Annotated in this window: 24 protein-coding genes; 14 read left to right on the forward strand and 10 right to left on the reverse strand. The window is 60.0% G+C overall.

Annotation, left to right across the window (positions count from 1 at the left end):
- Positions 1-23: 23 nt before the first annotated feature.
- From znuB to EJA70_RS17415, 3 genes are read right to left on the reverse strand one after another with little or no spacing between them, the layout of a single operon-like run.
- On the reverse strand, positions 24-812 hold the full coding sequence (gene znuB, locus EJA70_RS17405) for a zinc ABC transporter permease subunit ZnuB (protein WP_008081222.1): 789 nt from the start codon (positions 810-812) through the stop codon (positions 24-26).
- A complete protein-coding gene (znuC, locus tag EJA70_RS17410) occupies positions 805-1,590 on the reverse strand; it encodes a zinc ABC transporter ATP-binding protein ZnuC (protein WP_008081224.1) in 786 nt (261 codons plus the stop codon). Before znuC ends, znuB begins: the two co-directional genes overlap by 8 nt.
- Positions 1,590-2,072 carry a Fur family transcriptional regulator gene (locus tag EJA70_RS17415; RefSeq protein ID WP_007911760.1) on the reverse strand — a complete coding sequence of 161 codons (483 nt, stop codon included), beginning with the start codon at positions 2,070-2,072 and terminating at the stop codon, positions 1,590-1,592. Before EJA70_RS17415 ends, znuC begins: the two co-directional genes overlap by 1 nt.
- A gap of 66 nt (positions 2,073-2,138) precedes the next feature.
- Between EJA70_RS17415 and EJA70_RS17420 the strand changes: the two genes are divergently transcribed.
- Entirely contained in the window at positions 2,139-3,059 is a 921-nt protein-coding gene (locus EJA70_RS17420; protein WP_122660360.1) for a zinc ABC transporter substrate-binding protein ZnuA, read from the forward strand.
- A 97-nt stretch (positions 3,060-3,156) separates the two neighbouring features.
- Here the strand turns inward: EJA70_RS17420 and EJA70_RS17425 are convergent, their stop codons facing one another.
- Positions 3,157-4,110: a homoserine kinase gene (locus EJA70_RS17425; protein WP_158832302.1), complete on the reverse strand. Its 954-nt coding sequence runs from the start codon at positions 4,108-4,110 to the stop codon at positions 3,157-3,159.
- Positions 4,111-4,171: 61 nt separating this feature from the next.
- Positions 4,172-4,468 carry a DUF2782 domain-containing protein gene (locus EJA70_RS17430; RefSeq protein WP_008081231.1) on the reverse strand — a complete coding sequence of 99 codons (297 nt, stop codon included), beginning with the start codon at positions 4,466-4,468 and terminating at the stop codon, positions 4,172-4,174.
- A 74-nt stretch (positions 4,469-4,542) separates the two neighbouring features.
- Here EJA70_RS17430 and polA point away from each other — a divergent pair, with 74 nt between their 5' ends.
- A complete protein-coding gene (polA, locus tag EJA70_RS17435) occupies positions 4,543-7,347 on the forward strand; it encodes a DNA polymerase I (protein WP_158832304.1) in 2,805 nt (934 codons plus the stop codon).
- Between the two features lie 425 nt (positions 7,348-7,772).
- Here the strand turns inward: polA and yihA are convergent, their stop codons facing one another.
- Positions 7,773-8,417, reverse strand: coding sequence for a ribosome biogenesis GTP-binding protein YihA/YsxC (gene yihA / locus EJA70_RS17440; RefSeq protein WP_008081236.1), 645 nt, complete (start codon positions 8,415-8,417; stop codon positions 7,773-7,775).
- Positions 8,418-8,608: 191 nt separating this feature from the next.
- Between yihA and EJA70_RS17445 the strand changes: the two genes are divergently transcribed.
- From EJA70_RS17445 to EJA70_RS17475, 7 genes are all read left to right on the forward strand, one after another.
- Positions 8,609-8,914: a cytochrome c5 family protein gene (locus EJA70_RS17445; protein WP_045123119.1), complete on the forward strand. Its 306-nt coding sequence runs from the start codon at positions 8,609-8,611 to the stop codon at positions 8,912-8,914.
- 30 nt (positions 8,915-8,944) lie between these two features.
- On the forward strand, positions 8,945-9,556 hold the full coding sequence (locus EJA70_RS17450; protein WP_158832306.1) for a cytochrome c: 612 nt from the start codon (positions 8,945-8,947) through the stop codon (positions 9,554-9,556).
- Between the two features lie 266 nt (positions 9,557-9,822).
- Complete coding sequence (gene dsbA, locus EJA70_RS17455) at positions 9,823-10,464, forward strand: thiol:disulfide interchange protein DsbA (protein WP_008081242.1); 642 nt, start codon at positions 9,823-9,825, stop codon at positions 10,462-10,464.
- Positions 10,465-10,478: 14 nt separating this feature from the next.
- Entirely contained in the window at positions 10,479-11,357 is an 879-nt protein-coding gene (locus EJA70_RS17460) for an endonuclease/exonuclease/phosphatase family protein (RefSeq protein WP_158832308.1), read from the forward strand.
- Positions 11,354-13,438 carry a GGDEF domain-containing protein gene (locus EJA70_RS17465; RefSeq protein ID WP_158832310.1) on the forward strand — a complete coding sequence of 695 codons (2,085 nt, stop codon included), beginning with the start codon at positions 11,354-11,356 and terminating at the stop codon, positions 13,436-13,438. The genes EJA70_RS17460 and EJA70_RS17465 overlap by 4 nt, the downstream gene beginning before the upstream one ends.
- Positions 13,439-13,539: 101 nt before the next feature.
- On the forward strand, positions 13,540-14,322 hold the full coding sequence (locus EJA70_RS17470; protein WP_158832312.1) for an N-acetylmuramoyl-L-alanine amidase: 783 nt from the start codon (positions 13,540-13,542) through the stop codon (positions 14,320-14,322).
- A 76-nt stretch (positions 14,323-14,398) separates the two neighbouring features.
- A complete protein-coding gene (locus tag EJA70_RS17475) occupies positions 14,399-16,012 on the forward strand; it encodes an EAL domain-containing protein (RefSeq protein WP_178116891.1) in 1,614 nt (537 codons plus the stop codon).
- On the opposite strand, the gene EJA70_RS17480 is transcribed toward EJA70_RS17475, so the two are convergent.
- Positions 16,009-17,799: a KinB sensor domain-containing domain gene (locus EJA70_RS17480; protein WP_158832316.1), complete on the reverse strand. Its 1,791-nt coding sequence runs from the start codon at positions 17,797-17,799 to the stop codon at positions 16,009-16,011. The genes EJA70_RS17475 and EJA70_RS17480 overlap by 4 nt on opposite strands.
- Positions 17,800-17,809: 10 nt before the next feature.
- The gene (gene algB / locus EJA70_RS17485; RefSeq protein ID WP_007954049.1) at positions 17,810-19,156 is read right to left on the reverse strand and encodes a sigma-54-dependent response regulator transcription factor AlgB; all 1,347 of its coding nucleotides are present in this window, start codon (positions 19,154-19,156) and stop codon (positions 17,810-17,812) included.
- 427 nt (positions 19,157-19,583) lie between these two features.
- Between algB and EJA70_RS17490 the strand changes: the two genes are divergently transcribed.
- From EJA70_RS17490 to EJA70_RS17510, 5 genes are all read left to right on the forward strand, one after another.
- Positions 19,584-19,874 (forward strand): hypothetical protein, encoded by a 291-nt coding sequence (locus EJA70_RS17490; protein WP_158832318.1) that lies wholly within the window; start codon positions 19,584-19,586, stop codon positions 19,872-19,874.
- A 73-nt stretch (positions 19,875-19,947) separates the two neighbouring features.
- Positions 19,948-20,112 carry a DUF1328 domain-containing protein gene (locus EJA70_RS17495; protein WP_003177151.1) on the forward strand — a complete coding sequence of 55 codons (165 nt, stop codon included), beginning with the start codon at positions 19,948-19,950 and terminating at the stop codon, positions 20,110-20,112.
- Between the two features lie 2 nt (positions 20,113-20,114).
- On the forward strand, positions 20,115-20,579 hold the full coding sequence (locus EJA70_RS17500) for an inhibitor of vertebrate lysozyme family protein (RefSeq protein ID WP_008081255.1): 465 nt from the start codon (positions 20,115-20,117) through the stop codon (positions 20,577-20,579).
- Positions 20,580-21,280: 701 nt separating this feature from the next.
- A complete protein-coding gene (gene gltP / locus EJA70_RS17505) occupies positions 21,281-22,612 on the forward strand; it encodes a glutamate/aspartate:proton symporter GltP (RefSeq protein WP_158832320.1) in 1,332 nt (443 codons plus the stop codon).
- Positions 22,613-22,809: 197 nt separating this feature from the next.
- On the forward strand, positions 22,810-24,039 hold the full coding sequence (locus EJA70_RS17510; RefSeq protein ID WP_007911793.1) for a nucleoside recognition domain-containing protein: 1,230 nt from the start codon (positions 22,810-22,812) through the stop codon (positions 24,037-24,039).
- A 104-nt stretch (positions 24,040-24,143) separates the two neighbouring features.
- Here EJA70_RS17510 and EJA70_RS17515 read toward each other — a convergent pair whose 3' ends face one another.
- Both EJA70_RS17515 and EJA70_RS17520 read right to left on the reverse strand, forming a co-directional pair.
- Positions 24,144-24,770: an ABC-type transport auxiliary lipoprotein family protein gene (locus EJA70_RS17515; protein ID WP_158832322.1), complete on the reverse strand. Its 627-nt coding sequence runs from the start codon at positions 24,768-24,770 to the stop codon at positions 24,144-24,146.
- Positions 24,767-25,705, reverse strand: a complete 939-nt coding sequence (locus tag EJA70_RS17520) for an MlaD family protein (protein ID WP_158832324.1) — start codon at positions 25,703-25,705, stop codon at positions 24,767-24,769. Before EJA70_RS17520 ends, EJA70_RS17515 begins: the two co-directional genes overlap by 4 nt.
- Between the last annotated feature and the right edge of the window lies 1 nt (position 25,706).

The following is a 25,706-nucleotide window of genomic DNA, read 5'->3' on the forward strand; positions in this document are numbered from 1 at the left end:
ATTTGCGCAAAAAGCGGCCAAGTCTACACCCCACGACGGGGCAGAACAAAACTCAACAGAAACAGTGCGGCCGCCGTCACAACGATTGACGGCCCGGCCGGGGTGTCCTTGAACCACGACAGTGCCAGCCCGCCACACACGGCGAGCATGCCCAGCAGGCTCGCGCCCACCGCCATCTGCTCCGGCGAGCGGGCGTGACGTTGTGCCGCAGCCGCCGGAATGATCAGCAGTGAAGTAATCAGCAACACACCGACGATTTTCATCGCCACCGCGATCACCACCGCAATCAACAACATCAGCGCCATGCGCAGACCTGCAACCGGCAAGCCTTCGACCTTGGCCAGCTCTTCATGCACGGTGATCGCCAGCAATGGCCGCCACAATGTCACCAGCAACACCAGCACCGCCGCGCTGCCGCCGAGAATCCACGCCAGGTCGGTCGGGCTGATCGCCAGCAAGTCGCCGAACAGATAGGCCATCAGGTCGATCCGCACTTCATGCATGAAGCTTAGTACCACCAGGCCGAGAGAGAGCGTGCTCGGTGCGAGAATTCCCAACAGCGTGTCAGACGCCAGCGGTTGGCGCTGTTGCAAGGTCACCAAAAGCACCGCCAGCAGCAGGCAGCCTACGGTGACCGCGACCGTCGGGCTGACATCCAGCAAAAAGCCCAAAGCCACACCGAGCAACGCGGCGTGGGACAAGGTGTCGCCGAAATAAGCCATGCGCCGCCAGACCACAAACGAACCGAGCGGCCCGGCCACCAGTGCCAGCGCCAGACCTGCAAGCAGGGCATACAACAGAAAATCAGCCATGCTTGCAGTTGTCTCCGTGAACGTGAGGTTGGCCAATAACCGGCCCTTTGACCACCGAACCGTGCAGGTCGTGGGCGTGGTCGTGATGGTGGTGATAAACCGCCAGGCTCTGCGCGTTCTTGCCGAACAGCTCGACAAACGCCGGATCGCCGCTGACCTGCTCGGGATGCCCGGAGCAGCAGACGTGACGGTTGAGGCAGACCACCTGGTCGGTGGTGCTCATTACCAGATGCAAATCGTGGGACACCATCAACACGCCGCAACCATGGCGATCGCGCAGACGGGTGATCAGGCTGTACAGCTCGGCTTGCCCGGCGACATCGACGCCCTGCACCGGCTCATCGAGTACCAGCAATTCAGGTTCGCGCAGTAGCGCTCGAGCGAGCAGCACGCGCTGCATTTCACCGCCGGAAACGCTTTGCACCGGGCTGTCGATGACGTGTTCGGCGCCAACTTCTTTCAGCGCCGCCAGCGCACGCGGACGGTCAACGCCCGGGACCAGGCGCAGAAAGCGCAGCACCGACAGCGGCAAGGTCGGATCGACGTGAAGTTTTTGCGGCATATAGCCGACACGCAGCTTCGGCTTGCGCCAGACACTGCCGCTGTCCGGCTTCAACAGCCCGAGCACGGCGCGCACAAGCGTGGTCTTGCCGGCGCCGTTGGGGCCGATCAGGGTGACGATCTGCCCCGGCTCGACGCTCAGCTCGATGTTGTCCAGCACGGTCTGCCCGGCAAACGTGACGGCGACCTGTTCCAGACGGATCAGCGCATTGCTCATCAAGCCCCCTGGCAACCGGAGCACAGGCCGACGACTTCGACGGTTTGTGCTTCGACGATGAAACCGACGTCTTTGGCGCTGTTGATGATCGCGTCGCTGATCACTTTTTGCTCAAGTTCGATGGCGGCGTGGCAATCGCGGCAGATCAGGAACTGGCCCTGATGCGCATGCTCGGGATGGACGCAGCCGACGAAGGCGTTCAGCGAAGAGATGCGGTGTACCAGGCCGTTTTCCAACAGGAAATCCAGCGCGCGGTACACGGTTGGCGGCGCGGCGCGGCGGCCGTCCTGCTCGCTGAGCACGGCGAGGATGTCGTAGGCGCCCAGCGGTTTGTGGCTCTGCCACACCAGTTCCAGCACCCGGCGGCGCAACGCGGTCAGGCGCAAGCCTTTCTGGGCGCACAAGGTATCGGCCTCGGACAAAGCGCTGTGCACGCAATGAGAGTGGTCGTGGGGACGGCTGGCAATCGGTGTAATAGGCATGGGCGGCGACGAGTTTTGATAGAGACGTTATTATGTTACCCGTTCTCGCCTCCTTGAGTGGTCATCGTGTCCCGACTTTTTTCTGTTTTTGTGGCTTTTGTCGCCAGTTTTCTGTTGATCGGTTCGGCTCAGGCCGAGGTCAAAGTCCTCACCAGCATCAAACCGTTGCAGCTGATTGCAGCGGCCGTGCAGGACGGTGTGGCGATTCCCGAAGTGCTCCTGCCGCCGGGTGCGTCGCCGCACAATTACGCGCTGCGGCCATCCGACGTACGGAAGGTGCAATCGGTCGATCTGCTCTACTGGATTGGCCCGGACATGGAAGGTTTCCTGCCGCGCGTGCTGAATGGTCGTACGCTGCCGAGCGTCGCCGTGCAGGATCTGCCAGGGATGAAACTGCGGCGCTTTGCTGAAGACAGCCACTCCCACGCGGAAGAGGCCGACGAGCATGATCACGACCACCGTCCGGGCACGCTGGATGCGCATTTGTGGTTGTCGCCGGTCAATGCGCGGGTAATTGCCGACAAGATGGCGGCAGACTTGAGCGCTGCCGACCCGGCCAACGCCGAGCGTTATCAGAGCAATGCCAAGGCGTTTGACGCGCGTCTGGATGCGCTGGATCAGCGTTTGAAGCAGCGTCTGGCCAGTGTTGAAGGCAAGCCGTACTTCGTCTTTCACGAGGCGTTTGATTACTTTGAAGAGGCTTACGGCCTGAAGCACACCGGGGTGTTCAGCGTGGCCGCCGAAGTGCAACCGGGCGCGCAGCATGTCGCGGCAATGCGCAAGCGTTTGCAGGAAGTCGGCAAAACCTGTGTATTCAGCGAGCCACCGTTGCGTCCGCGTCTGGCGGAGACATTGGTCGCTGGCCTGCCAGTGAAACTGGCTGAGCTGGATGCGTTGGGCGGGTATACACCGGCGACGGCTCAGGGGTATGAGCAGGTGTTGGAGAAGTTGGGTAACGATCTGGCCGGGTGCCTGGAATCTCTGTAAACCCATAGAAAAAGATCGTCCGAACGCGGCCCGAGCCTTCGGCAGCTCCTACAGGTGATTCCATGTAGGAGCTGCCGGAGGCTGCGATCTTTTGATCTTAAAGCGCGAAAGGCAACGGTGTGTGCACCTGCTGCCGCTGCGCCAAGCGCTGCTCAAATTCCCGCGGATCGTGAATCAACACGTCCTGCCCGGCAAACTGCTCCGCCGCAATCAACCGCGACAGCCAGAACCGCACACACGCCACGCGCAGCATCGTCGGCCACAACTCAGCCTCCGCCGCGGTGAACGGGCGCAGCGCCGCATAAGCGCCAAGGAATGCGCGGGCACGCGGGCCATCGAGCAAACCGTGCTCGTCCGAGCACCAGTCATTCAAGGCAATCGCCACGTCGTACAGCATCGGCCCCGAGCAGGCGTTGTAGAAGTCGATCAAACCGGTCAGGTGCGTGCCTTCGAACATCGCGTTATCGCGAAACAGGTCGGCATGAATGTTCGCCCGAGGCAGCGCGAGAATCTTGTCTTTGCGCTCAGTGATTTCATCCAGCGCCTTTTGCAGCAAGGCACGCGGCTCATCGCTCAGGTGCGAGAGAAATTCGCTGCCCTCTTCCAGCATCCAGTCCAGGCCACGATCGGTCTTGCGCTTGATCATGCGCTCGCCCTGCGTCGCCAGGTGCAGGTGCGCCTGCAACTCGCCGACCTGCGCGCAATGCTGGGCATTAGCGATTTTGATGTGCTTGCCGGACAGGCGCGGTTGCAGCAGCGCCGGCTTGCCTTTCAGCTCACGCAACGCCACGCCGTCAGTGGTGCGCAACGCGTAAGGCACCGGCAAGTCGGCTTCGTGCAGCACGTCGAGCAGGTCGATGAAAAACGGCATCTCCTGCACCGGGCCGCGCTCGACCAGAGTCAGGACGAATTCGCCCTGCTCCAGGCTGATAAAGAAATTGGTGTTTTCGCTGCCGGCGGCGATCCCCTGGAAATCAAGCAGACGGCCAAGCCCGTAAGGGGCGAGAAAGGTTTCCAGCTCGGGCCGAGCCAGGGGAGTGAACACAGACATGGTTAAAAACTGCTCAGTTCAGGCGTCGCGGTCAGGCGACGCCGATTAAAAGTCGGGAAACTTACTTCCAGGTAAAGATTTCCCACGACGGAATCAGCATATCCGGCTGGTCGGAGCGAATGTAGTTCGCGTCCGTGCCATCGGCGCGCACCAGGAAATACGGTTTGCCACCCTTTGGCGTGACCTTGATCGCATAGACGAAGCCACTGCGACTGTATTCCTGGATGACCTTGTCGCCTTCCGTGTGCGTGTTGATCGTAACTTCCGGCTCCGAGGCGGGCGCATCATCCGCCGCCATCGCGGCCAACGGTGAGGCAGCAATCAGACCGACCAGCAGCAAGCGATTTAACGTACGCATGATAACCTTGTCCCTTTGTCGTCAACGGTCCCGCTATTCTAGCGCCGGACCCGCCGAAAAGGTTGATCCTGCTCATGAGCCAAGCCCCCCTCGTCCTGGTGGACGGTTCGTCTTACCTGTACCGCGCGTTTCACGCGCTGCCACCACTGACCACTTCCAAAGGCCTGCCGACCGGTGCGGTCAAAGGCGTGCTGAACATGCTCAAGAGTCTGCGCAAGCAGTACCCGGACAGCCCGTTCGCCGTGGTGTTCGACGCCAAGGGTGGGACATTTCGCGATGAGATGTACGCCGAATACAAAGCCAATCGCCCAAGCATGCCCGACGACATGCGCGTGCAGATCGAGCCGCTACACCAGAGCGTGATCGCCCTCGGTTTCCCGCTGCTGTGCGTGGAAGGCGTCGAGGCCGACGACGTTATCGGCACCCTCGCCCGCAGCAGCGCGGCGGCGGATCGCCCGGTGGTCATCTCCACCGGCGACAAGGACATGGCGCAACTGGTCGACGGCCACATTACCTTGGTCAACACCATGTCCGGTAGCTCGATGGACGTGGAAGGCGTGAAGGAGAAATTCGGCGTCGCACCGGAGCAGATCATCGATTATCTGGCGTTGATGGGCGATTCGTCCGACAACATTCCAGGCGTTCCGGGCATCGGCCCGAAGACCGCGTCCGGCCTGCTGGTGGGCGTCAACGGCGGCTTGACCGAGCTGTACGCCAATCTCGACATCGTCCCGACCCTGCCGATTCGCGGCGCGAAAACCCTGCCGGCCAAGCTCGAAGAACATAAGGAAATGGCATTCCTCTCCTATCAACTGGCGACGATCAAGATCGACGTGCCGCTGGACGTTGAGCTCGATGATCTGCAAATGGGCGCGGAAGACCCGGCCAAGCTCTACGAGTTGTACTCGCTGCTGGAATTCAAAAGCTGGATCAATGATCTGGATCGCGACGCCAAACGCCTGGAATTGAGCGCGGCCAGCGAGCCTGCACCGGCTGGCGATCTGTTCAGCGCGCCAGAAGCCGAAGCGCCTGCCGCTTCGACTGAAGCGGCGTACGAAACCATCCTCGATCAGGCACGTTTCGACGTCTGGCTGGAAAAACTCAATAACGCCAAGCTGTTCGCCTTCGACACCGAAACCACCGGCATCGATGCGCAGCAGGCGCAACTGGTCGGTCTGTCGTTCGCCGTGCAGGCCAACGAGGCCGCATACATTCCGCTGACCCACTCCTACATCGGCGTGCCGGAGCAACTGGATCGCGACACCGTGCTGCGTGCACTCAAGCCGATTCTGGAAGATCCGAGCAAGCTCAAGGTCGGCCAGCACGCCAAGTTCGACATGAATATCCTGGCCAACTGCGCTATCGGTGGCGATCAGAGCCAAGGCATCACCGTGCGCGGCATCGCCTTCGACACGATGCTTGAGTCCTACGTGCTCAACTCCACCGCCACCCGCCACGACATGGACAGCCTTGCGCAAAAGTACCTGGATCACACCACCGTGAGCTTCCAGGACATCGCCGGCAAAGGCGCCAAGCAGCTGACCTTCGACCAGATCGCCTTGGAACAGGCCGGGCCGTACGCCGCCGAAGACGCTGACATCACGTTGCGTTTGCACCAGACTTTGTTCGAAAAGCTCAGCGCCATCCCGAGTCTGGCCAGCGTGCTGACCGACATCGAAATCCCGTTGGTGCCGGTTCTCGCACGCATCGAACGCCAAGGCGCGTTCGTTGACGCGGAGCTGCTCGGCATTCAGAGCATCGAGCTGGGCAACAAAATGGTCGCGCTGGAGCGCGAAGCGTTCGAGATCGCCGGGGAAGAATTCAACCTCGGCTCGCCGAAGCAACTGGGCGTGATTCTCTACGAGAAGCTCGGTCTGCCGGTACTGAAGAAGACCGCCAAGGGTCAGCCGTCTACCGCTGAAGAAGTGCTGGCGAAGCTCGCCGAAGACGATCACCGCTTGCCGAAGGTGCTGATGGAGCACCGCTCGATGAGCAAGCTGAAAAGCACTTACACCGATCGCTTGCCAGAGCAGATCAACCCGCGCACCGGGCGTATCCACACTTCGTATCACCAGGCTGTGGCGTCGACCGGTCGCTTGTCTTCCAGTGATCCCAACCTGCAGAACATCCCGGTGCGTACCGCTGAAGGCCGCCGTATCCGTCAGGCGTTCGTCGCGCCGAAAGGCTACAAACTGCTGGCGGCGGACTATTCGCAGATCGAGTTGCGGATCATGGCGCACCTGTCCAAAGACGAAGGCCTGATGAATGCCTTCCGCAACAATCTGGACGTGCACACCGCCACCGCTGCCGAAGTGTTCAAGGTCGAACTCAACGAAGTGAGCTCCGATCAGCGTCGTGGCGCCAAGGCGATCAACTTCGGTTTGATCTACGGCATGGGCGCACAGAAGCTCGGCAAGGACATTGGCGTCGACACCAAGACTGCCAAGGCTTACATCGACACCTACTTCGCCCGTTATCCGGGGGTTCGCGAGTACATGGACCGCACCCGCGCGCAGGCGGCGGATCAGGGTTATGTAGAGACGTTCTTCGGTCGTCGTCTGTATTTGCCGGAGATCAACTCGAACAAACCGCAAGAACGCGCCGCCGCTGAGCGCACGGCGATCAACGCGCCGATGCAAGGCACGGCTGCCGACATCATCAAGAAAGCCATGGTCGCGGTGGATGAATGGCTGGCGACGTCCGGGCTGGATGCCAGAGTCATCCTGCAGGTACACGATGAACTGGTTCTGGAGGTTCGCGAGGATCTGATCGAGCAGGTCAGCGCCGAAATTCGCGTGCACATGAGCGAAGCGGCGAAACTGGATGTACCGCTGCTGGTCGAAGTGGGTGTAGGCAACAATTGGGATGAGGCACACTGAGCCTTTTGAACACGATTTGCCGCGACCTGTTGTCGCGGCAAGCCCGATAAAACCTGCTTATTTCGAAAAGCGCTTGAGATTATTCCAAAGCTTTTTGAAAAAAATCTGAACTAATCTGGAAGGACACTACTCAGAGTTATTGAATGGCTGGTGAAGCCCTTCAATGCTCCTATGTTGTGTTAAGTGTTGGCAGATATCTGAACCCCGCCCTAGCGGTTCGGAACTTAAACCCCGGAATTTCTCCCTCCCCAATGAAATCCGGGGCTTTTTTTGCCCAAAATTTGTCTGTAGCGCGCTCATGCTGCGTTGAAAGCACAGCTAAAAATGCTCATTTAGGTACCCTAAAGTCGAGCGCGACCCCGGCCGCTTTTCACCGTGCTTTCGCCTTGCCTGAGCACAATACAAACAAATTTCCATATCCCGACTTACTCGGCTGCCGCCTCGGCGCCTTTGTCTGCGAGTTCCATCCAGCCTGCCAATACAGTGTAGGCCTCTTCCAGGCCCATGCGTTTTGGCGCGGAGAAGAGTTGGATGGTGACCAGGTCGCCCCAGCCTTTACGGATTTCCGACTGGACTTTGAGCAGGGTGTTCTTGGCTGCGCCGTAGGTCAGTTTGTCGGCCTTGGTCAGCAGGATGTGCATCGGCATGCCGGCCGCAACGGCCCAGTCGAGCATCAGCAGGTCGAAGTCGGTCATTGGATGACGGATGTCCATCATCAGAATCAAACCCTTCAAACTCTCGCGGCCACCGAGGTAAGCCTCAAGGTGACGCTGCCAGTGCATCTTCAGCGGGATCGGTACTTTTGCGTAACCGTAGCCCGGCAGGTCGACCAGACGGCGATCTTCGTCTAGCTTGAAGAAGTTCAACAGCTGTGTGCGACCCGGAGTTTTCGAGGTGCGCGCCAGGCTGGCGTGAGTCAATGTGTTCAGCGCGCTGGATTTACCGGCGTTGGAACGGCCGGCAAACGCTACTTCGAAGCCTTCGTCGTCAGGGCATTGATCGACTTTGGCGGCACTGAGCATGAATGTGGACTGTTGGCACAGGCCGAGGATGGGATTCTTGAGTTGCATGGGATTTCCGATGTGGGCGGCGCCGGGATTGGGCGCGGAACGCGGTGTCGCTTCCGTTTCAGTGACGCCAGTATATAATGCCGCAGATTTTGTGTGTGCTTTGTCCCAGCGAAGGATGAAGTTCACGAGAGCGACAGACTTTGATTGCGCATTAGAACGCAGAACGCTCTCAACCCTGAAAAGGTCGTTTTATGACGAAATGGCTGCTGGCTGCCGGAGTCTTGATGCCGCTTTACAGCGCACAGGCTACACAGGATCCGGAAGCCGTGTACAACCGTGTTTGTGGTGCCTGTCATTCCGGCCAACTACCCATGGCGCCCGAAAGAGGCGATCAGGAAGCTTGGACGCCGAGGTTGGCGAAAGGTATGGGGACGCTGGTGCAACACGTGACCCAGGGTTTCAAGGCGATGCCGCCGCGTGGTTTGTGCATGGACTGCAGTGCCGAGGATTACCAAGCCATCATCCTTTGGATGAGCGCGAGTAAGCCCGGTCCATAACTTAACCCTTAGCCGTAGTTGGATTAGCTGATGAACAAATTGATCGTGAGTCTGCTGTTGACCGTGGGAATTTCAGGCTTCGCCCATGCTGCCGGTGATGCCGCAGCGGGCCAGGCAAAAGCCGCCGTTTGCGGAGCCTGCCATGGCCCGGACGGCAACAGCATGGCGCCAAACTTTCCAAAACTGGCCGGTCAAGGTGAACGCTACCTGACCAAGCAACTGCACGACATCAAGTCGGGCAAGCGCACCGTTCTGGAAATGACCGGGCTGCTGACCAACCTGAGCGATCAGGATCTGGCCGACATCGCCGCCTACTTCGCCAGCCAGAAAGGCAGCGTCGGCGCCGCCGATCCGAAGATCGTCGCTCGCGGTGAAGCACTGTTCCGTGGCGGCAACCTCGCCAAAGGCCTGCCCGCCTGCACCGGTTGCCACTCGCCGAACGGTGCCGGCAACGGCGCTGCCGGCTTCCCGCACCTGGGCGGCCAACACGCTCAATACATCGCCAAGCAACTGACCGATTTCCGCAAGGAAGAAGGTGGCCGCACCAATGACGGCGACACCATGACCATGCAGACTATCGCCAAACGCCTCAGCGACGAAGATATCGCGGCGGTCTCCAGCTATATTCAGGGTCTGCACTAAGCGCGTCGTATCAGGCGTTGAGCGGGGCTGAAGATCAAAAGATCGCAGCCTTCGGCAGCTCCTACAGGGGTGTTGCGTGATTCAATGCAGGCGTTGATATCTCCGGCAATGTTAACGCTCGATTAATCCGTCGCAGCAAGTATAAAAAGGGTGGCTTTGGCCGCCCTTTTTTGTGGCCGCTGCCGTTACACTACAGAACTCATGCCCGCCAGGATCTGTCTGAAAACAGGTCGCGCGAGGCGACCAAAATTGTCCAGGAGTAAAGCATGCGTAATCTGATCATCAGCGCCGCTCTCGTCGCTGCCAGCCTGTTCGGCGTGACCGCTCAAGCCGCCGAAGCCCCTGCCGCCCCTTACGTGGAACTGGCCAATCCGGTTCCGGTTGCAGAGCCTGGCAAGATCGAAGTGGTCGAGCTGTTCTGGTACGGCTGCCCGCACTGCTACGCCTTCGAGCCGGTAATCAACCCATGGGTTGAAAAACTGCCCAAGGACGTCAACTTCGTGCGAATTCCGGCGATGTTCGGCGGCCCGTGGGACGCTCACGGCCAAATGTTCCTGACCCTGGAAGCCATGGGTGTCGAGCACAAGGTTCACGCAGCGGTTTTCGAAGCAATCCAGAAACAACACAAAAAGCTGACCGACAAGAACGACATGGCTGACTTCCTCGCCACCCAAGGCGTGGACAAGGACAAGTTCCTCGCCACCTTCGACTCGTTCGCCATCAAAGGTCAGATCGTCAAGGCGCGTGAACTGGCCAAGAAGTATGAAATCACCGGGGTGCCAACCATGATCGTCAACGGCAAGTACCGCTTCGACATCGGCTCTGCCGGTGGTGCCGAACAAGCGCTGCAACTGGCTGATCAACTGGTCGCCAAAGAGCGAGCGGCAACCAAGGCTGCTGCCAACTAAGCGCGGCAACCGCCATGCGCCGCTGGAAGTCTGAACGCCTCGTTGGCCTGCATGATCCGCAGGTCAACGAGCATCACCTGGCGTCAACGGGCCTGCCCGCGGACCAGCGTCTGCGCCTGCTCAGTTTCAATATCCAGGTCGGCATCAGCACCGAGCGTTATCGACATTACCTGACGCGTAGCTGGCAGCATCTGCTGCCGCACAACGGCCGCTCGGGCAATCTGCAAAAGATTGGCGATCTGCTCGGCGACTTCGATCTGGTCGCCCTGCAGGAAGCCGATGGCGGCAGCCTGCGTTCGGGCTACGTCAATCAGGTCGAACACCTGGCCCACCTCGGCGCCTTCCCCTACTGGTATCAACAACTCAATCGCAACCTCGGTCGACTGGCCCAGCACAGCAATGGCGTGCTCAGCCGCCTGAAGCCGTGGGCGATCGAGGATCATCCCTTGCCCGGCCCAAAAGGTCGTGGCGCGATTCTGCTGCGTTTCGGCGAAGGTCCGGAGGCACTGGTGGTGGTGATGATGCACCTGGCCCTCGGCGCGCGAACGCGCAGCCTGCAACTGGCCTATATCCGTGAGCTGATTGGTGGCTATAAACACCAAGTGTTGATGGGCGACATGAACACCCACGCCAGCGATCTGCTACAACACTCACCGTTACGCGATCTTGGCCTGCTGGCCCCACAGCTGGAAGCGACGTTCCCCAGCTGGCGCCCGCAGCGTTGCCTTGATCATATTCTGCTCAGCCCGACCCTGACCCTGGAAAGGGTCCAAGTGTTGGCCCAACCGATTTCCGATCACCTGCCGGTCGCGGTAGAGATTCGTCTGCCGGGTTCGCTCACGGCCGATGCATTGCCCGCGTTGAGTCCTGACCCTCGCGGAACCCCTGAATGAGCGACGAAGCCCAGCGCTGGAAAGAGAAGTACCTCAAAAGCATCGAACAACAGGACAAACTCGAACGCCGCTGGGCCGCAAGGCTCGACTTGCTGCGTCGCGGGCTGGTGCGCAGCACGTTGGCAGCCGAAGGCACCGACAAGGTCGTCGATCAGTGCATGAAAGAGATGCGCGACGTGGTGCGCACCGACGACATGGACGCCGGCCTCGCCGCCCTGTTGCCGCGCCTGGAAAAAGCCGTGCTCGACTCCGAGCAACGCCGCGAAACCCGCATCGATCAGGTCAGCACGGCGCTGACCTCACTGGTGGCTCAGTTGCAGGCCTTGCCGTTGCCCCGGGAAGTGGCGCAACCGCTGAAGAAATTCGCCAAACAACTGGATGGCCGCGTCGGCCAGGCGCGCGAGATGCCGCTGCTGCTCAGCGAACTGAGTGGCTTGCAGGGCAAGGCGTTGAGCCAGCTGGAAACGCCAGCTGAGCCGGGGCGTCCGGGATTGTTGCAGCGACTGTTTGGCAGCCGGGAAAACGAAGAAACGCCCGCCCCAGCCCCAGAAGCACCACCAGCTCCGGCGACCGCGTCCGTGCCGGCGGCGCCCTCACCCGTTGCGCCGCAAGCCGAAGCAGTGCCCGAGCAGACGGCCCCCGTCGCAGCTACTGAAAAGGTGATTACAACGACGCCGCCCGTTCAGCAAACTGCGCCAGCCATCGAACCAGCGACAGCCGCACCCGAGACTCCAACGCAACCGCCAGTGGTTGCCTTCGTCCCGCCGACCGTGCTCAACGAAGCGCCCAGCACCCCGGCCGAGACCGAAGCCCTGCCTCTGGAGCCCGAACTTGAGCCTGTTTTCGCGCAGGCGCCGGCGCCGATTGCACCCGCCCCCTTCAATCCGGACGAATTGATCCACCCCGGCGATCCCGTTCCGCTGATTCTCGACAGCCTGCCGCTGCCCGAACCTATCGCTCAGGCATTGGCGGCCATCGACCCGGAGCAGTCCGAGCACGACATTCTGTTCGCCCTGCCGGATTCCCCGGAGCCGTCTTACAGCTCCGTGGCCAAGCACATCGAAGACACCCTGATCGGCCTGCTCGACGACCTGACCTTGCCCGAACGCCACCGCCCGCAAGCCGAGGCAATGCGCGAACGTTTGCAACATGGGTTGAACTGGTACGAACTGATACCGATCCTCGACGATCTTGCCACCTTGATGCTGGCGATTACCGACAGCGGTCAACACGAATTCGAAGTCTATCTGCAACAGCTCAACGAACGCCTCGAAGCGTTCCAGAGCAACCTGCAGGCCGCCAGTGAAGGCCATGCCGACAACAGCTCGGCGGCGCGGGCAATGGACACGCAAATTCGCGAGCAGGTCGACGGCTTGCAGACCAGCGTGCAGGAAGCCGCCGATCTGGATGACCTCAAGCAAGTCCTGGAGAATCACCTCGAAGGCCTGCTCGGCACCATGGATCAACACCAGAAACAGCGCGATGCCCGTGAACAGGAAGTCGCGACACGGCTTAAAAGCCTGTCCGAACGCGTGGCGCACATGGAACAGGAAGCCCAGGGTTTCCGCGAGCACCTTGAAGTGCAACGGCAGAAAGCCCTGATCGACCCGCTCACCGGCTTGCCCAACCGCGCCGCATGGAGCGAGCGCCTTGAGCATGAAATCAAACAGTGGCAACAACACGGCAATACCTTGAGCCTGGCGATGCTCGACCTTGATCACTTCAAACGGATCAATGACAACTACGGTCATCTGGCCGGTGACAAAGTGTTGAAGATTATCGCCACCGTGCTGCGCAAGCGCCTGCGCGGCACTGACTTCATTGCCCGTTTCGGCGGGGAAGAGTTCGTGCTGTTGCTGCCGGCCACGCCACCGGCAGTCGGTGCCAAGCTGCTGGAAACCCTGCGCGCGGCCATCGAAGCTTGCCCGTTCCACTTCAAGGGCGAACGCGTGACCATCACCATTTCCATGGGATTGGCGTCCTTCCGAGCGGGAGAACACAGCGATCTGGTGCTGAAAAGAGCCGATCAGGCGCTGTACCGGGCAAAAAATGCAGGGCGCAACCGGGTCGAGCTGGGCTAAGCAATGTGTTCCATTTTGTTTAAATCCGCCCGCTGACCGTCGAGACGCAAGGCAGTACGTTACACTGTTGCATTACTGTCTTGCGTGTATTGTCCTCTGCCATGAAATTCTTTGCCCTCCTCGCTTCGCTGCTCGTTCTGGCCGGCTGTGCCAGCAGCCCGCGTTATGACACCAGCCACCCTTCGGCCAATTACGATAGCCGCATCCAGTTTGTGATCGTCCACTACACCTCGACATCGCTGGAGCGTTCGCTGCAATTGCTGACCCACGGCGAAGTCAGCAGCCATTACCTGATCGGCGACGACAAGAGCGCCACCGTCTACAAACTGATGGATGAAAACCAGCGCGCCTGGCACGCCGGCGAAAGCCAATGGCAGGGCCGCACCTGGCTCAACTCCAGCTCGATCGGCATCGAAATCGTCAATCCGGGCTTCAAGGACACCCCGACCGGGCGCCTGTGGTATCCATACAGCGAAGCACAGATTCAATCGTTGATCGCCCTGCTCAAGGACATCAGCAAACGCAACGGCATCAGCCCGCGCCACATCATCGGCCACAGCGACATCGCGCCGCTGCGCAAGCTCGATCCAGGCCCGCTGTTCCCGTGGCAGCGCCTTGCCGCTGAAGGCCTTGGCGTGTGGCCCAACGAACAAGCGGTGGCACGCCAACAGGCCGTGTTCAACAACAGCGAACTGCCGATCGTCAGCTGGTTCCAGGCGCAACTGGCGCACCTTGGCTACGACACGCCGCAGACCGGCGAACTCGACGTCGCCACCCGCCACGTCCTTGCCGCTTTCCAGATGCACTTCCGGCCTTCGCGCTTCGACGGTACGCCGGATGCGCAAACGGCAGCGCTGTTGCTGGTGCTCAATCAGACAAAATAATGACGCCCGCCCGACGGTCAGGGCGAAACTGTAATCAGCAGCTATAACTCATTGGTAATTCTTCGGATATTCCATGATGGTTGCTACCCGAGAGACGCTGCGTAGCTGGTTTTATCGCCCTTGTTTTTTGGCGATGATCGCGGCTGTCCTCAGTGCCTGCCTGCTGATCGCCGGCGCAATGTTCGTGGCGATGCATCAGGTCGAGCAAAACGAGAGCCGGGAAATGAACGCGCAAGGCGAACGTTTCCTCGCTCGCCTCGAACAATTGTTCGGCCAGTTGCGCGAAAGTCTCGACGACCTCGAAGCGCAACCGTTGCGCAGTTGCGACGACGAAATGATCGCCACCCTGCAACAAGTCACCTTCAACTATCGCTTCGTTTACGAAGCCGCTTATATGGATGCCTCGCGGATCTGTTCGAACCGGCCGCGCCAGGAAGGCTTATCGGTTGTCCGCGCACCAGACATCAAAGGCCCGACCTACAGCTACTGGCTGAACACCACCACCGAACCCGACGAGAACCGCGCCGCGCTGATGCTTGGTCGGGGAAATTTTCGTGTGGCCACCTCGCGCGGCCATTTGACCGACATGGTCGACCTGTCGCCCGGCAGCAGTCTTCTGGTAGTGCTCGACCATGGCACCCGAGCGATTCCGGTACTGGGTACCGAGCAGGACTGGCCGCCGACGGCACACTGGCCACCGAAAAGCCGCGATGCCCTGCAAGTCACGCAAACGCGACTGATCTACCGCATGCCCACCGACAACCCGGAATATCAGTTGGTGTTGATCACGCCGCGCACCGGCATGCACATCCCCACCATTTGGTGGTGGATGATTCCAGTCTGCCTGGTGGCCGGTGCGATTGTCGGCTTTCTCACCTTCCTGCTGGTGCGCCAGCGGCAATCATTGGATGCCGAGCTTCACGGCGCGATCCGCCGCGGCGAGTTGCAGGTGCTCTATCAACCGATCTTCGACCTCGACAGCCGCAACTGCGTCGGTGCCGAAGCCCTGCTGCGCTGGCGCCGCCCGGACGGCACGCTGACCAGCCCCGACCTGTTTATTCCGATGGCGGAAAACACCGGGCAGATTCGGCAAATGACCGACTTTGTCCTGCAGCGTTTGCTCGAGCAGTTGGGCCCGGTATTGCGCGCCAACCCACAACTGTATATCTCGGTGAACCTGGCGGCGTGCGACGTCATGGTGCCGCGCATCGGCCAGGTCATGGCGCGCTTGCTGACCTTGCACCGGGTCGCCGCACGACAGATTGCCTTCGAGGTCACTGAACGCGGTTTGATTGATGTGGTGGTCGCGCGGGAAAACCTGCAAGCCCTGCGTGATGTTGGCCATCAGGTGCTGATCGACGATTTCGGCACCGGCTATTGCAGCCTCGCCTACCTGCAAACCCTGCCAGTGGACTGCCTGAAGATCGACAAGGCGTTTATCGACGCCCTCGGCCATGACGCCGCCAGCAGCGGCGTCGCCCCGCACATCATTCACATGGCGCAAGCGCTGGACCTGAAGGTGATTGCCGAAGGCATCGAACTGGAATCACAAGCGCAATTGCTCAGCAGCGAAGGCGTGAAGTTCGGTCAGGGCTGGCTGTTCGCCCATGCGCTGAGCGCGGTGCAGTTCATCGAACTGATCACTCGCGGGCGTCGGCTCGCCGGTCGGCGCATGGACGACGAAGCCTAAACGGCTAACGCCATATAGAACTGCGTGCCCTGCCCCGGCCGCGAATACACACCCATGCGCCCGCCATGCAACTGGACGATTTCCTTGCACAGCGCCAAGCCGAGCCCGGCACCACCCTTCTTGCGCCCGACCTGGACGAAGGGCTCGAAGATCCGCCCCTGCTGGCCGTAGGCAATGCCTTCGCCATTGTCTTCGACGCTGATGATCACCCGCTCGCCGTGGCGCCGCGCCTGCAGACGAATCAATCCGTCGCGGGCGGTATGGCGCAGGGCGTTGTCGATCAGGTTGTCGAGCACGCGGTCGAGCTGCGCCTGATCCGCCTGCAAACGCGGCAGCGGGCCTTGCACTTCGACCTCCAGGGCGATGCCTTTGGCCGCCGCCGACTCGGCGAAACGCAGCTGAGCCTGCGCCAGCAGATCTTCGATGGAGCACGGCGCCAGTGTAAGTTTCTGCAACCCGTTCTGGTAGCGCGAGAAGTTGAGCAAGTCGTTGATCAACTGCATCAGGCGCTGCATTTCCTCATTCACGGTATCAAGCAGATCAGCCTCGCGTGACTCCGCCGGAAACTTCGCCCGTTCGCGGAACAGGCCGAACGCCATGTGCATGCCGGTGACCGGCGTGCGCAGCTCATGGGACGCGCGCAGGACGAACTCGCTGCGCACCCGCTCGAACGCGCGCTGCTCGGTGACGTCGTGCAACACCATCACCGCGCCGAGGATATGACCTTGTGTGTGGCTGACCGGCGTCAGGCTGTAAGTCAGCAGGCGCGATTCGCCGTCGACCTCAATGCTCAAATCCTCCGGCGCGCGCTCCAGCGTGCCGCCGCGCAGCACCAGTTGCAGCTGCGCATCCAGCTCCGGCCGCTCAAGCGCCGCGCCCAAACCCTGGCCAAGTCGATCATCGTCCCAACCCAACTGGCGTTGAGCCACCGGGTTGAGGTGCTCCAGATGACCTTCGCGGTCAATCATCAGCAGACCATCGTCGATGCTGTCGAGCACCGCCTGCAGACGCTGCTGGCCCGCCAGCAGCTCGTCGACGTTGGTGGCCTGGTGCTCACGCAGCGCTTCGGCCATCAAACCGAAGCGACGCGACAACAGGTTCACTTCCATCGCCGAGGAAATCGGCAGGGTCACTTCATAGTTGCCCTGACCAATGTTGTCCGCCGCTTTCGCCAAGACTTCGATCGGCACACCGAAGCGTCGAGCGATACCGTGTGCCGTGACGAAACCGATGATCAACACCGCCAGCCCTACCAGCCCGAGCAGACCGGCGATCAACAGTGCACGGTCGCGCGCTTGACGCTGGACCGCGTTGATGTTGTCCAGCGCATGCTTGTGTTCGGTGATCAAGCCGTTACGCAGCGTGTTGAAGCGCTCTCTGAGATTGGCGTTGCTGCTCAACGCTGTCGCCGGGTCACGGGACACATCGAAGGCCTGAAGAAAACTCAGGTAATCAGCCTTGGCCTGACTGAAACCATACTGGCGACCATCGCCGATGTGCTCTTGGGCGATACCGTCATCGAGCAACTTGAGGTATTGCTGCTTGGACGCCTCGAACGCGACCGGATCGGGTTCTTCGGCAAGCATGATGACCAGTTGATCACCCAAAGTTTGTCGCAGCTTGAGGCCCAGATCGAGCGTGACGAAGTTGTTACGCAGCGTGGTTTCCTGTGTACCGGCCATCTGCATCACGCTGACCAGCCCGAGCAGCAACCCGAGCAAGGCCACGGTGATCAAGGCGGAAATGCTCAGGAACAACCGCGTGCGCAACTTCATCGCCAGTTTCATCGCCCGGCACTCACAGGTTGTACTGCTTGCGCTTGCGATACAGGGTCGAGGCGTCGATGCCGAGGGTTTTCGCTGCTTGATCCAAGGTGCCGGCGGTGGCGAGAACCGCGCCGATGTGGGCTTTTTCCAACTCGTCCAGACTCAGCGCGGCGCCGACCCGAGGCGCGTTGTTGGCCGGTTGCTCGGCCATGCCGAGATGGCTGATCTCCACGCGCTCCTGCGGGCAGATGATGCTCGCGCGCTCGACCACGTTGCGCAGCTCACGAATGTTGCCCGGCCAGCGGTAGCCGAGCAGTGCCTCGCGAGCCTCGTCACTGAACCCACGCGCCGGACGTGCGTACTCTTTAACGAAGCGCGCCAGAAAGCGATCAGCCAACGTGAGGATGTCCTCGGCACGCTCGCGCAACGGCGGCAGGTGCAGGGTAATGACGTTCAGGCGATACAGCAGGTCTTCACGGAAACGACCGTCACGGACCATGTCCTCCAGATTGAGGTTGGTCGCCGCCAAAATACGCACGTCGGCGCGACGGGTGACCGGGTCACCTACGCGTTCGTATTCCTTGTCTTGAATGAAGCGCAGCAACTTTGGCTGCAATGTCAGCGGAAAATCGCCGATCTCGTCGAGAAACAGCGTGCCGCCGTCGGCCTGATTGACGCGACCCAGCGTACTTTCGCTGGCGCCGGTAAACGCACCACGGCTGTGACCGAACAGCTCGCTTTCCATCAGCTCTGCCGTCAGCGACGGGCAGTTGATGGTCACGCAGGATTTCTTCTCGCGCTTGCTCCAGCCGTGAATCGCACGGGCCAGCTCACCTTTACCGGTGCCGGATTCACCAAGGATAAGAATGTTGGCGTCGGTGCCCGCGACTTGGCGCGCGGTTTCCAGGACGACCTTCATCGCCGGGCTGTGGGAGTCGAGACCGTCCTTCGGTTTGCGGATCTCGCCCTCAAGCGCTTCGAGGCGCGCCGACAACTGACGCACTTCCAGCTGCTTGGCGGTAGCCAGACGCAGCTGATCAGGGCTGCACGGCTTGACCAGATAATCAGCGGCGCCCGCCTGAATAGCATCCACAGCGGTATCGACCGCCGAATGCGCGGTGACGATCACCACGCGCATCCACGGTGCCTGAATGCGCATTTGCGCCAGTACATCGAGACCGTTGTCTTCGCCCAGGCGCAAATCAAGGAAGCACAAGTCGAAGACCTGGCGTTGCAGCAGTGCGTCGGCCTGAGCCGCGCTGTTGGCGGTAGCCACCGTATAGCCTTCGTCTTCAAGGCAATAACGGAAGGTACGCAGGATGGCGGATTCGTCGTCCACCAGCAGAATGCGGCCTTGATGCTCAGTGGCAGATTCCATTTTTCCTACGCTCCATAGTGATTGGTCTGAGGTTAGTCCCGGAAAAATCGGGCAAGTTGCATGGTTGATTCTGAACGATGCCAGCCATAGGAGGGTAGCTCTCTCCTGCCATTACGGCCAATACGTTGATTTTGTTGGTTTTTTAAACAATCAGCGGTTTACAGGACATTGCCTGTGTCCTTTTCTGACATCTGCGCCCTGCTCTCAATTCCATAAGAATGAATTCTCCTACGAAAAAATCGTGCATTGCGCACGATCCCAGACGACCCATCGTGCAGGATGCGTCGCCAACTCTTTTCGCATCTCTTTTAAGTAATTGATTTTATTAGATATTTTTCAATGAAAAAACTGGCATGCAGGCTGCAATAACTCATTCAGCCCGGGCAGATCAGAACTGCCCCAACCGAATAAGAGTGAGGAACCCAGGATGACTCGCCAACGCGCCGCTCAAGTACGCATCTCGCCACTGCATCTGCAACAGGCTCTGTTTGGCGTACTTGCGCTGTTGATCACCCTGATCGCTTGCCAGCAATACCTGCGCTGGGAAAACAGCCAGCAGCCGGAAGCACCGCTGATTTCCATGCAGCACGCTACCCAGAGTCATTTCAGCGCTGTCAGCAGCAGTGCCCAGGATGACAACGCGACGATGCGCATGGTCGATGTCGACCAGGCACAGCCATTGGATCAAATGCCACGTGAAGAGCGCTGGGTTTTCTGATTGAACAAACGGATTCAGGCGCGATGCGCCGGAACACGCAATATCCCTAAATAGAGAAGTAAGGAGAATCACCATGTTGAGCTGGGCAATCACATTCTTGATCATTGCCATCATCGCTGCAGTACTGGGCTTCGGTGGTATCGCGGGCACCGCCACGGGTATCGCCAAGATTCTCTTTGTCGTGTTCCTGGTGATGTTCATCGCTTCCTTCTTCTTTGGCCGTCGCGGCCGAGGTTAACGATGACTGTTTTAAAAACACTGGCAGCCGCCCTGCTTCTGGGCGGTAGTGCCATGGCGATGGCGGCCAACGATGGCCAGGCGCGGGTCAACGAACTGTTGAGTTCCGACCCGCAATATCGCGAAACGTGGGAAGGCGTGGTGAAGAAGGAAGAACGCCTGCCGGAATGGGTGATGAACCTGTCCGGCACGCCGGACCAACAAATGAATGCCGTGACTGAAGACGGCGATCAATATCTGGTCGGGCCGCTCTGCGAATCTGCGGACAAGTGCCTCAACCACCGTTTGATCGTCGCCTTCAGTTTCGACAAGAAAGACGCTTACGCCATGCTCGTCGATGTGCCCGAAGGACTGCCGGCCGACAAGTCGCCCACGCGACATGCCACCTACCGCTTCCTCGGCAAACCCGATCAGGGCATGCAGGATCTGCTGATGGAAACCCTGAAGAAAGATCCGAACTGGTATTGAACATGAAGGCAGCAGCCCTGTTGCCTTCCATTGCACCGATCCGAGGAGGCTCGGCGCATGACCAAGGGGCCGGGACGTTCTGACTGTTACAGGGTCGGAGTGACCTACGGGTACAGGGAGTGCCTGCGCGAGGGCCGGGTCAGGGCAAGTAAAAGCTGCATCGCAGGTTCGCCGACTCACAGCAGATCGACGGACTTGCGTTGAGCTTCCTTTTCAGCAAAACATTGATCCAGAGCGTCCAGCTCGCCTTTTTTATCGTCGACACTGCGCGCGAAAACATTACGCGGTGTTTCCTGGCGACCGTATATCGACAAAGAAACCTTTTAAACAGTGGGACTTCTAGGCTTCCCACGTAGGCTTTTTCCTAAATTTTTCGCTGATTTTTATCGTTCAAAAAATAACCAACCTACGCTGTGATGGCCGGTTCACGGCACTTATGCCGGCCGAAATGTCACAATCGAACCGGTTGGGACGCCAGTTTCAATTAAAAAAGCTCATGCCGATTCGGCATAGGGTAGGCGTTTACGGCATTAGACGGCGCAACCTTGCATCGGAATAGTTGCGCCTTTTTTCGCCTGCCGAAGAGCCGTAAACACGCGCTTCGGGGCACCTTATACGGAGGCAGATGCACAGACTTTTCCGCTAAAGAGCGTTCCAGTTCCTGCATGTGCCTGAGTCAAACGCAAGTAAGGGTAAAGATAATGAAGAAGGCAAAAATTAGCCTCGCCTGGCAGATCCTCATCGGTCTGGTTTTGGGTATTGCAATTGGTGCGTTGCTCAACCACTTCAGTGCCGAAAAAGCCTGGTGGATCAGCAACGTCCTGCAACCGGCAGGCGATATCTTTATCCGTCTGATCAAGATGATCGTGATCCCGATCGTCATCTCTTCCCTGATCGTCGGCATTGCTGGCGTTGGCGACGCCAAGAAACTCGGGCGTATCGGTCTGAAGACGATCATCTATTTCGAAATCGTCACCACCATCGCGATCGTTGTCGGCCTGCTACTGGCCAACCTGTTCCATCCGGGTGCCGGCATCGACATGAGCACGCTGGGCACGGTGGACATCTCCAAGTACCAGGCGACTGCCGCCGAGGTACAGCATGAACACGCGTTCATCGAGACCATCCTTAACCTGATCCCGTCGAACATCTTCGCGGCCATGGCCCGCGGCGAAATGCTGCCGATCATCTTCTTCTCCGTGCTGTTCGGTCTCGGTCTGTCGAGCCTGCAGTCGGACCTGCGCGAGCCGCTGGTGAAGATGTTCCAGGGCGTCTCGGAAAGCATGTTCAAAGTCACCCACATGATCATGAACTACGCGCCGATCGGCGTGTTCGCCCTGATCGCGGTGACCGTCGCCAACTTCGGCTTCGCCTCGCTGGTGCCGCTGGCCAAGCTGGTGATTCTGGTTTACTTCGCCATCGCCTTCTTCGCCTTTGTGGTGCTGGGCCTGATCGCCAAGATGTTCGGTTTCTCGGTGTTCAAGCTGATGCGCATCTTCAAGGATGAGCTGGTGCTGGCCTACTCCACCGCTTCGTCGGAAACCGTGCTGCCGCGCGTGATCGAGAAGATGGAAGCCTACGGCGCGCCGAAAGCCATCTGCAGCTTCGTGGTGCCGACCGGTTACTCGTTCAACCTCGACGGTTCGACCCTGTATCAATCGATTGCGGCAATCTTCATCGCGCAGCTGTACGGCATCGACCTGTCGATCAGCCAGCAACTGCTGCTGGTGCTGACCCTGATGGTCACCTCCAAAGGCATCGCCGGCGTACCGGGCGTGTCCTTCGTGGTGTTGCTGGCCACCCTGGGCAGCGTCGGTATTCCGCTGGAAGGTCTGGCGTTCATCGCCGGTGTCGACCGCGTCATGGACATGGCCCGTACTGCCCTGAATGTGATTGGTAACGCGCTGGCCGTGTTGGTTATCTCGCGCTGGGAAGGCATGTACGACGACGCCAAGGGCGAGCGCTACTGGAATTCCCTGCCACACTGGCGCAGCAAGACCCAACTGCCAGCGGGCGAAATCTCGAAAAACTGACACACACCTGTAGGAGCTGCCGCAGGCTGCGATCTGTTGATTCTGTTTTTAAAGGCAAGATCAACAGATCGCAGCCTTCGGCAGCTCCTACATGAGATTGGGGCCACGAGCCTGTAGACAAACCCCGGAGAAATCCGGGGTTTGTCGTTTCTGGCGACCCCGCTATCATTCGCGGCATTCTTCGGGGGATTTGACTGATGCTTAATGGCCTGTGGCTTGGCTTCTTCATCGTGGCAGCCGTATCGGCGCTGGCGCAGTGGCTGATCGGCGGCAACGCCGGGATCTTTGCGGCGATGGTGGAGAGCATTTTCGCCATGGCCAAGCTCTCGGTCGAAGTCATGGTGCTGCTGTTCGGCACCCTCACCCTGTGGCTGGGTTTCCTGCGCATTGCCGAGAAGGCCGGCATCGTCGAATGGCTGGCCAAGGTGCTCGGCCCGCTGTTCCTGCGGCTGATGCCGGAAGTCCCGGCGGGTCACCCTGCCCTTGGCCTGATCACCCTGAACTTCGCTGCCAACGGTCTGGGCCTCGACAACGCCGCGACGCCAATCGGCCTGAAAGCCATGAAGGCGCTGCAGGAACTCAATCCCAGCGCGACCATCGCCAGTAACGCGCAAATCCTCTTTCTGGTGCTCAACGCCTCGTCCCTGACCCTGCTGCCGGTGACGATCTTCATGTACCGCGCCCAGCAAGGCGCGCCGGACCCGACGCTGGTGTTCCTGCCGATCCTGCTGGCGACCAGTTGCTCGACGATTGTCGGCTTCCTCTCGGTGGCATTCATGCAGCGCCTGCGGATCTGGGATCCGGTGGTGTTGGCCTATTTGATTCCCGGTGCGTTGATCCTCGGTGGGTTTATGGCACTGCTCGGCACGCTTTCCGCCACGGCTCTGGCGGGATTGTCGTCGATCCTCGGCAATCTCACGCTGTTTGGGTTGATCATGCTGTTTTTGCTGATCGGCGCGTTAAAGAAAGTGAAGGTCTACGAGGCGTTTGTCGAAGGCGCCAAAGAAGGCTTCGACGTGGCGAAGAATCTGCTGCCGTATCTGGTGGCGATGCTCTGTGCGGTTGGCGTACTGCGTGCTTCCGGGGCGCTGGACTTCGGGCTGGACGGCATTCGTCATCTGGTCGAGTGGGCCGGTTGGGACACGCGGTTTGTCGATGCGTTGCCGACGGCGATGGTCAAACCGTTCTCCGGCAGTGCGGCGCGGGCGATGTTGATCGAGACCATGAAGACCTCGGGTGTCGACAGCTTCCCGGCGTTGGTCGCCGCGACGATTCAGGGCAGTACCGAGACCACGTTCTATGTGTTGGCGGTGTATTTCGGTGCGGTGGGCATTCAGCGGGCGCGGCATGCGGTGGGGTGTGCGTTGCTGGCGGAGTTTGCCGGCGTCGTTGGCGCTATCTTCGTCTGCTACTGGTTCTTCGGCTGAGTGGGAGCTGGCTTGCCAGCGATGGCGGCGGTACTGCCAACATTGACGTTGCCTGACACGCCGCTATCGCTGGCAAGCCAGCTCCCACAGGAATTGTGTTTGGCTTAAGGTTTTTGGGGGGCCAGTTTCTGGCCTTGGTCGACGGCCCACGCGACGACCTTGGCGGTCAGGCGATCACTGGCCTGGCCAAAGCCTGCGACCACCGCCGGCACCTGCACATCACTCAGCGGCTGACGCTCTTCAAAGCGTCGACTTGCCAGAATCCGCTGGTCATAACCGCGCACCAGCAACGCATAAACCCGCACCACGACGCTGGCCTGCGATCCCTGATACTCGGTCTGAAACGCCTGCAAACTCCCGCCCAATTCCAGATCCGCCGCAAAGTTGCTGTCATCGGTACTCAGCAACGTCACCCGGCCATCACGCGCAAACCCATCCAGCAGACGATTACGCACCAGCACCGGCGCCGGGTCGCTCCAGCGCGAGCCCTTGTAGCTGCTGATCACGTCGCCCTGCGGGATCACCGCAATCACCGGCCGGTTCAATGCCTCACTGGCCTGCAACTTGTTAAGTCGCAACGACCAATGCTGCGTTGCCGCCGAACTGGCCGAGGCGGGCGCCTGTGCCGTCGGTAGGCGATAGACATCCGACGGCTCGGATTTTGGCAAAATCGAGCATGCGCTGATCAGGGAAATGCCGGCGGCGAGAAGGGCGAGGCGAGTCAGCTTCATGGCGTGAATTCCTTGTTCTTGTCACGGCCCAGCAAGTAGCCGCTGGGGTTGGCCTCAAGGCGTTGCGAGATGGCGCGCAACGAAGTCAGCGTCTCGCGCAGTTCGCGGATCGCCGGGGCCAGGCCATTGAGGCCCTGCATGCCGTTGTCGAGGGAGTTTTCGTTTTTGCTGAGCAAGGTGCTGATGGTCGTGGTGCTTTGCTCCAGCGACTTCATTGCCTGCTCGGCGCTGCCCAGTGCTTGCTTGCCTTGATCGTTGATCAGGCCGTTGGCGTTGCGCATCAGCAGCGAAGTCTGTTCGAGCATGCTGCCGGCCTGTTTGCCGACAGTCGCCAGTTGTTGCATGGCCTGCTTGATGTCACCGCGCTGATCGTTGATGGTGCCGGTGGTTTGCTCCAGATGCGCGAGGGTTTTGCTGACTCGCTCAACGTTCTCTGGGGAAAACATCTGATTGGCGTTCTGCAGCAACGCGCTGATGCCGGTCATCAAATCGTTGCTGTCATTGAGCAAACGCGAAATCGGCGAAGGCGAGGCGACGATCAGCGGCAGCTTACCGTCATGGCCGCGCAGTTTCGCGCTCTGCGGCGTGCCACCGCTGAGCTGGATGATCGACGTGCCAGTGATCCCGGCCAGCGCCAGTTTCGCCTGGGTGTCTTCTTTGACCGGGGTGTCACCGGCCAGACGAATTCGCGCCAGCACCCGGCGTGGATCCTGTGGGTCGAGGCGCAGACTGATCACGTCACCGACCTTGATCCCGCTGTACTGCACCGAGCTGCCTTTGGACAAACCGCTGACCGCCTCGTTGAAGACGATTTCGTAGTCCTTGAACTCGGTGTCGACACTGGACTTTGCCAGGAACAGACCGAAGAGCAGGGCGCCTGCCACCACAATCACGGTGAACAGGCCGATCAATACATGATGCGCTCGGGTTTCCATG

Source organism: Pseudomonas sp. PB103 (genome assembly GCF_009764635.1).
Classification (GTDB): domain Bacteria; phylum Pseudomonadota; class Gammaproteobacteria; order Pseudomonadales; family Pseudomonadaceae; genus Aquipseudomonas.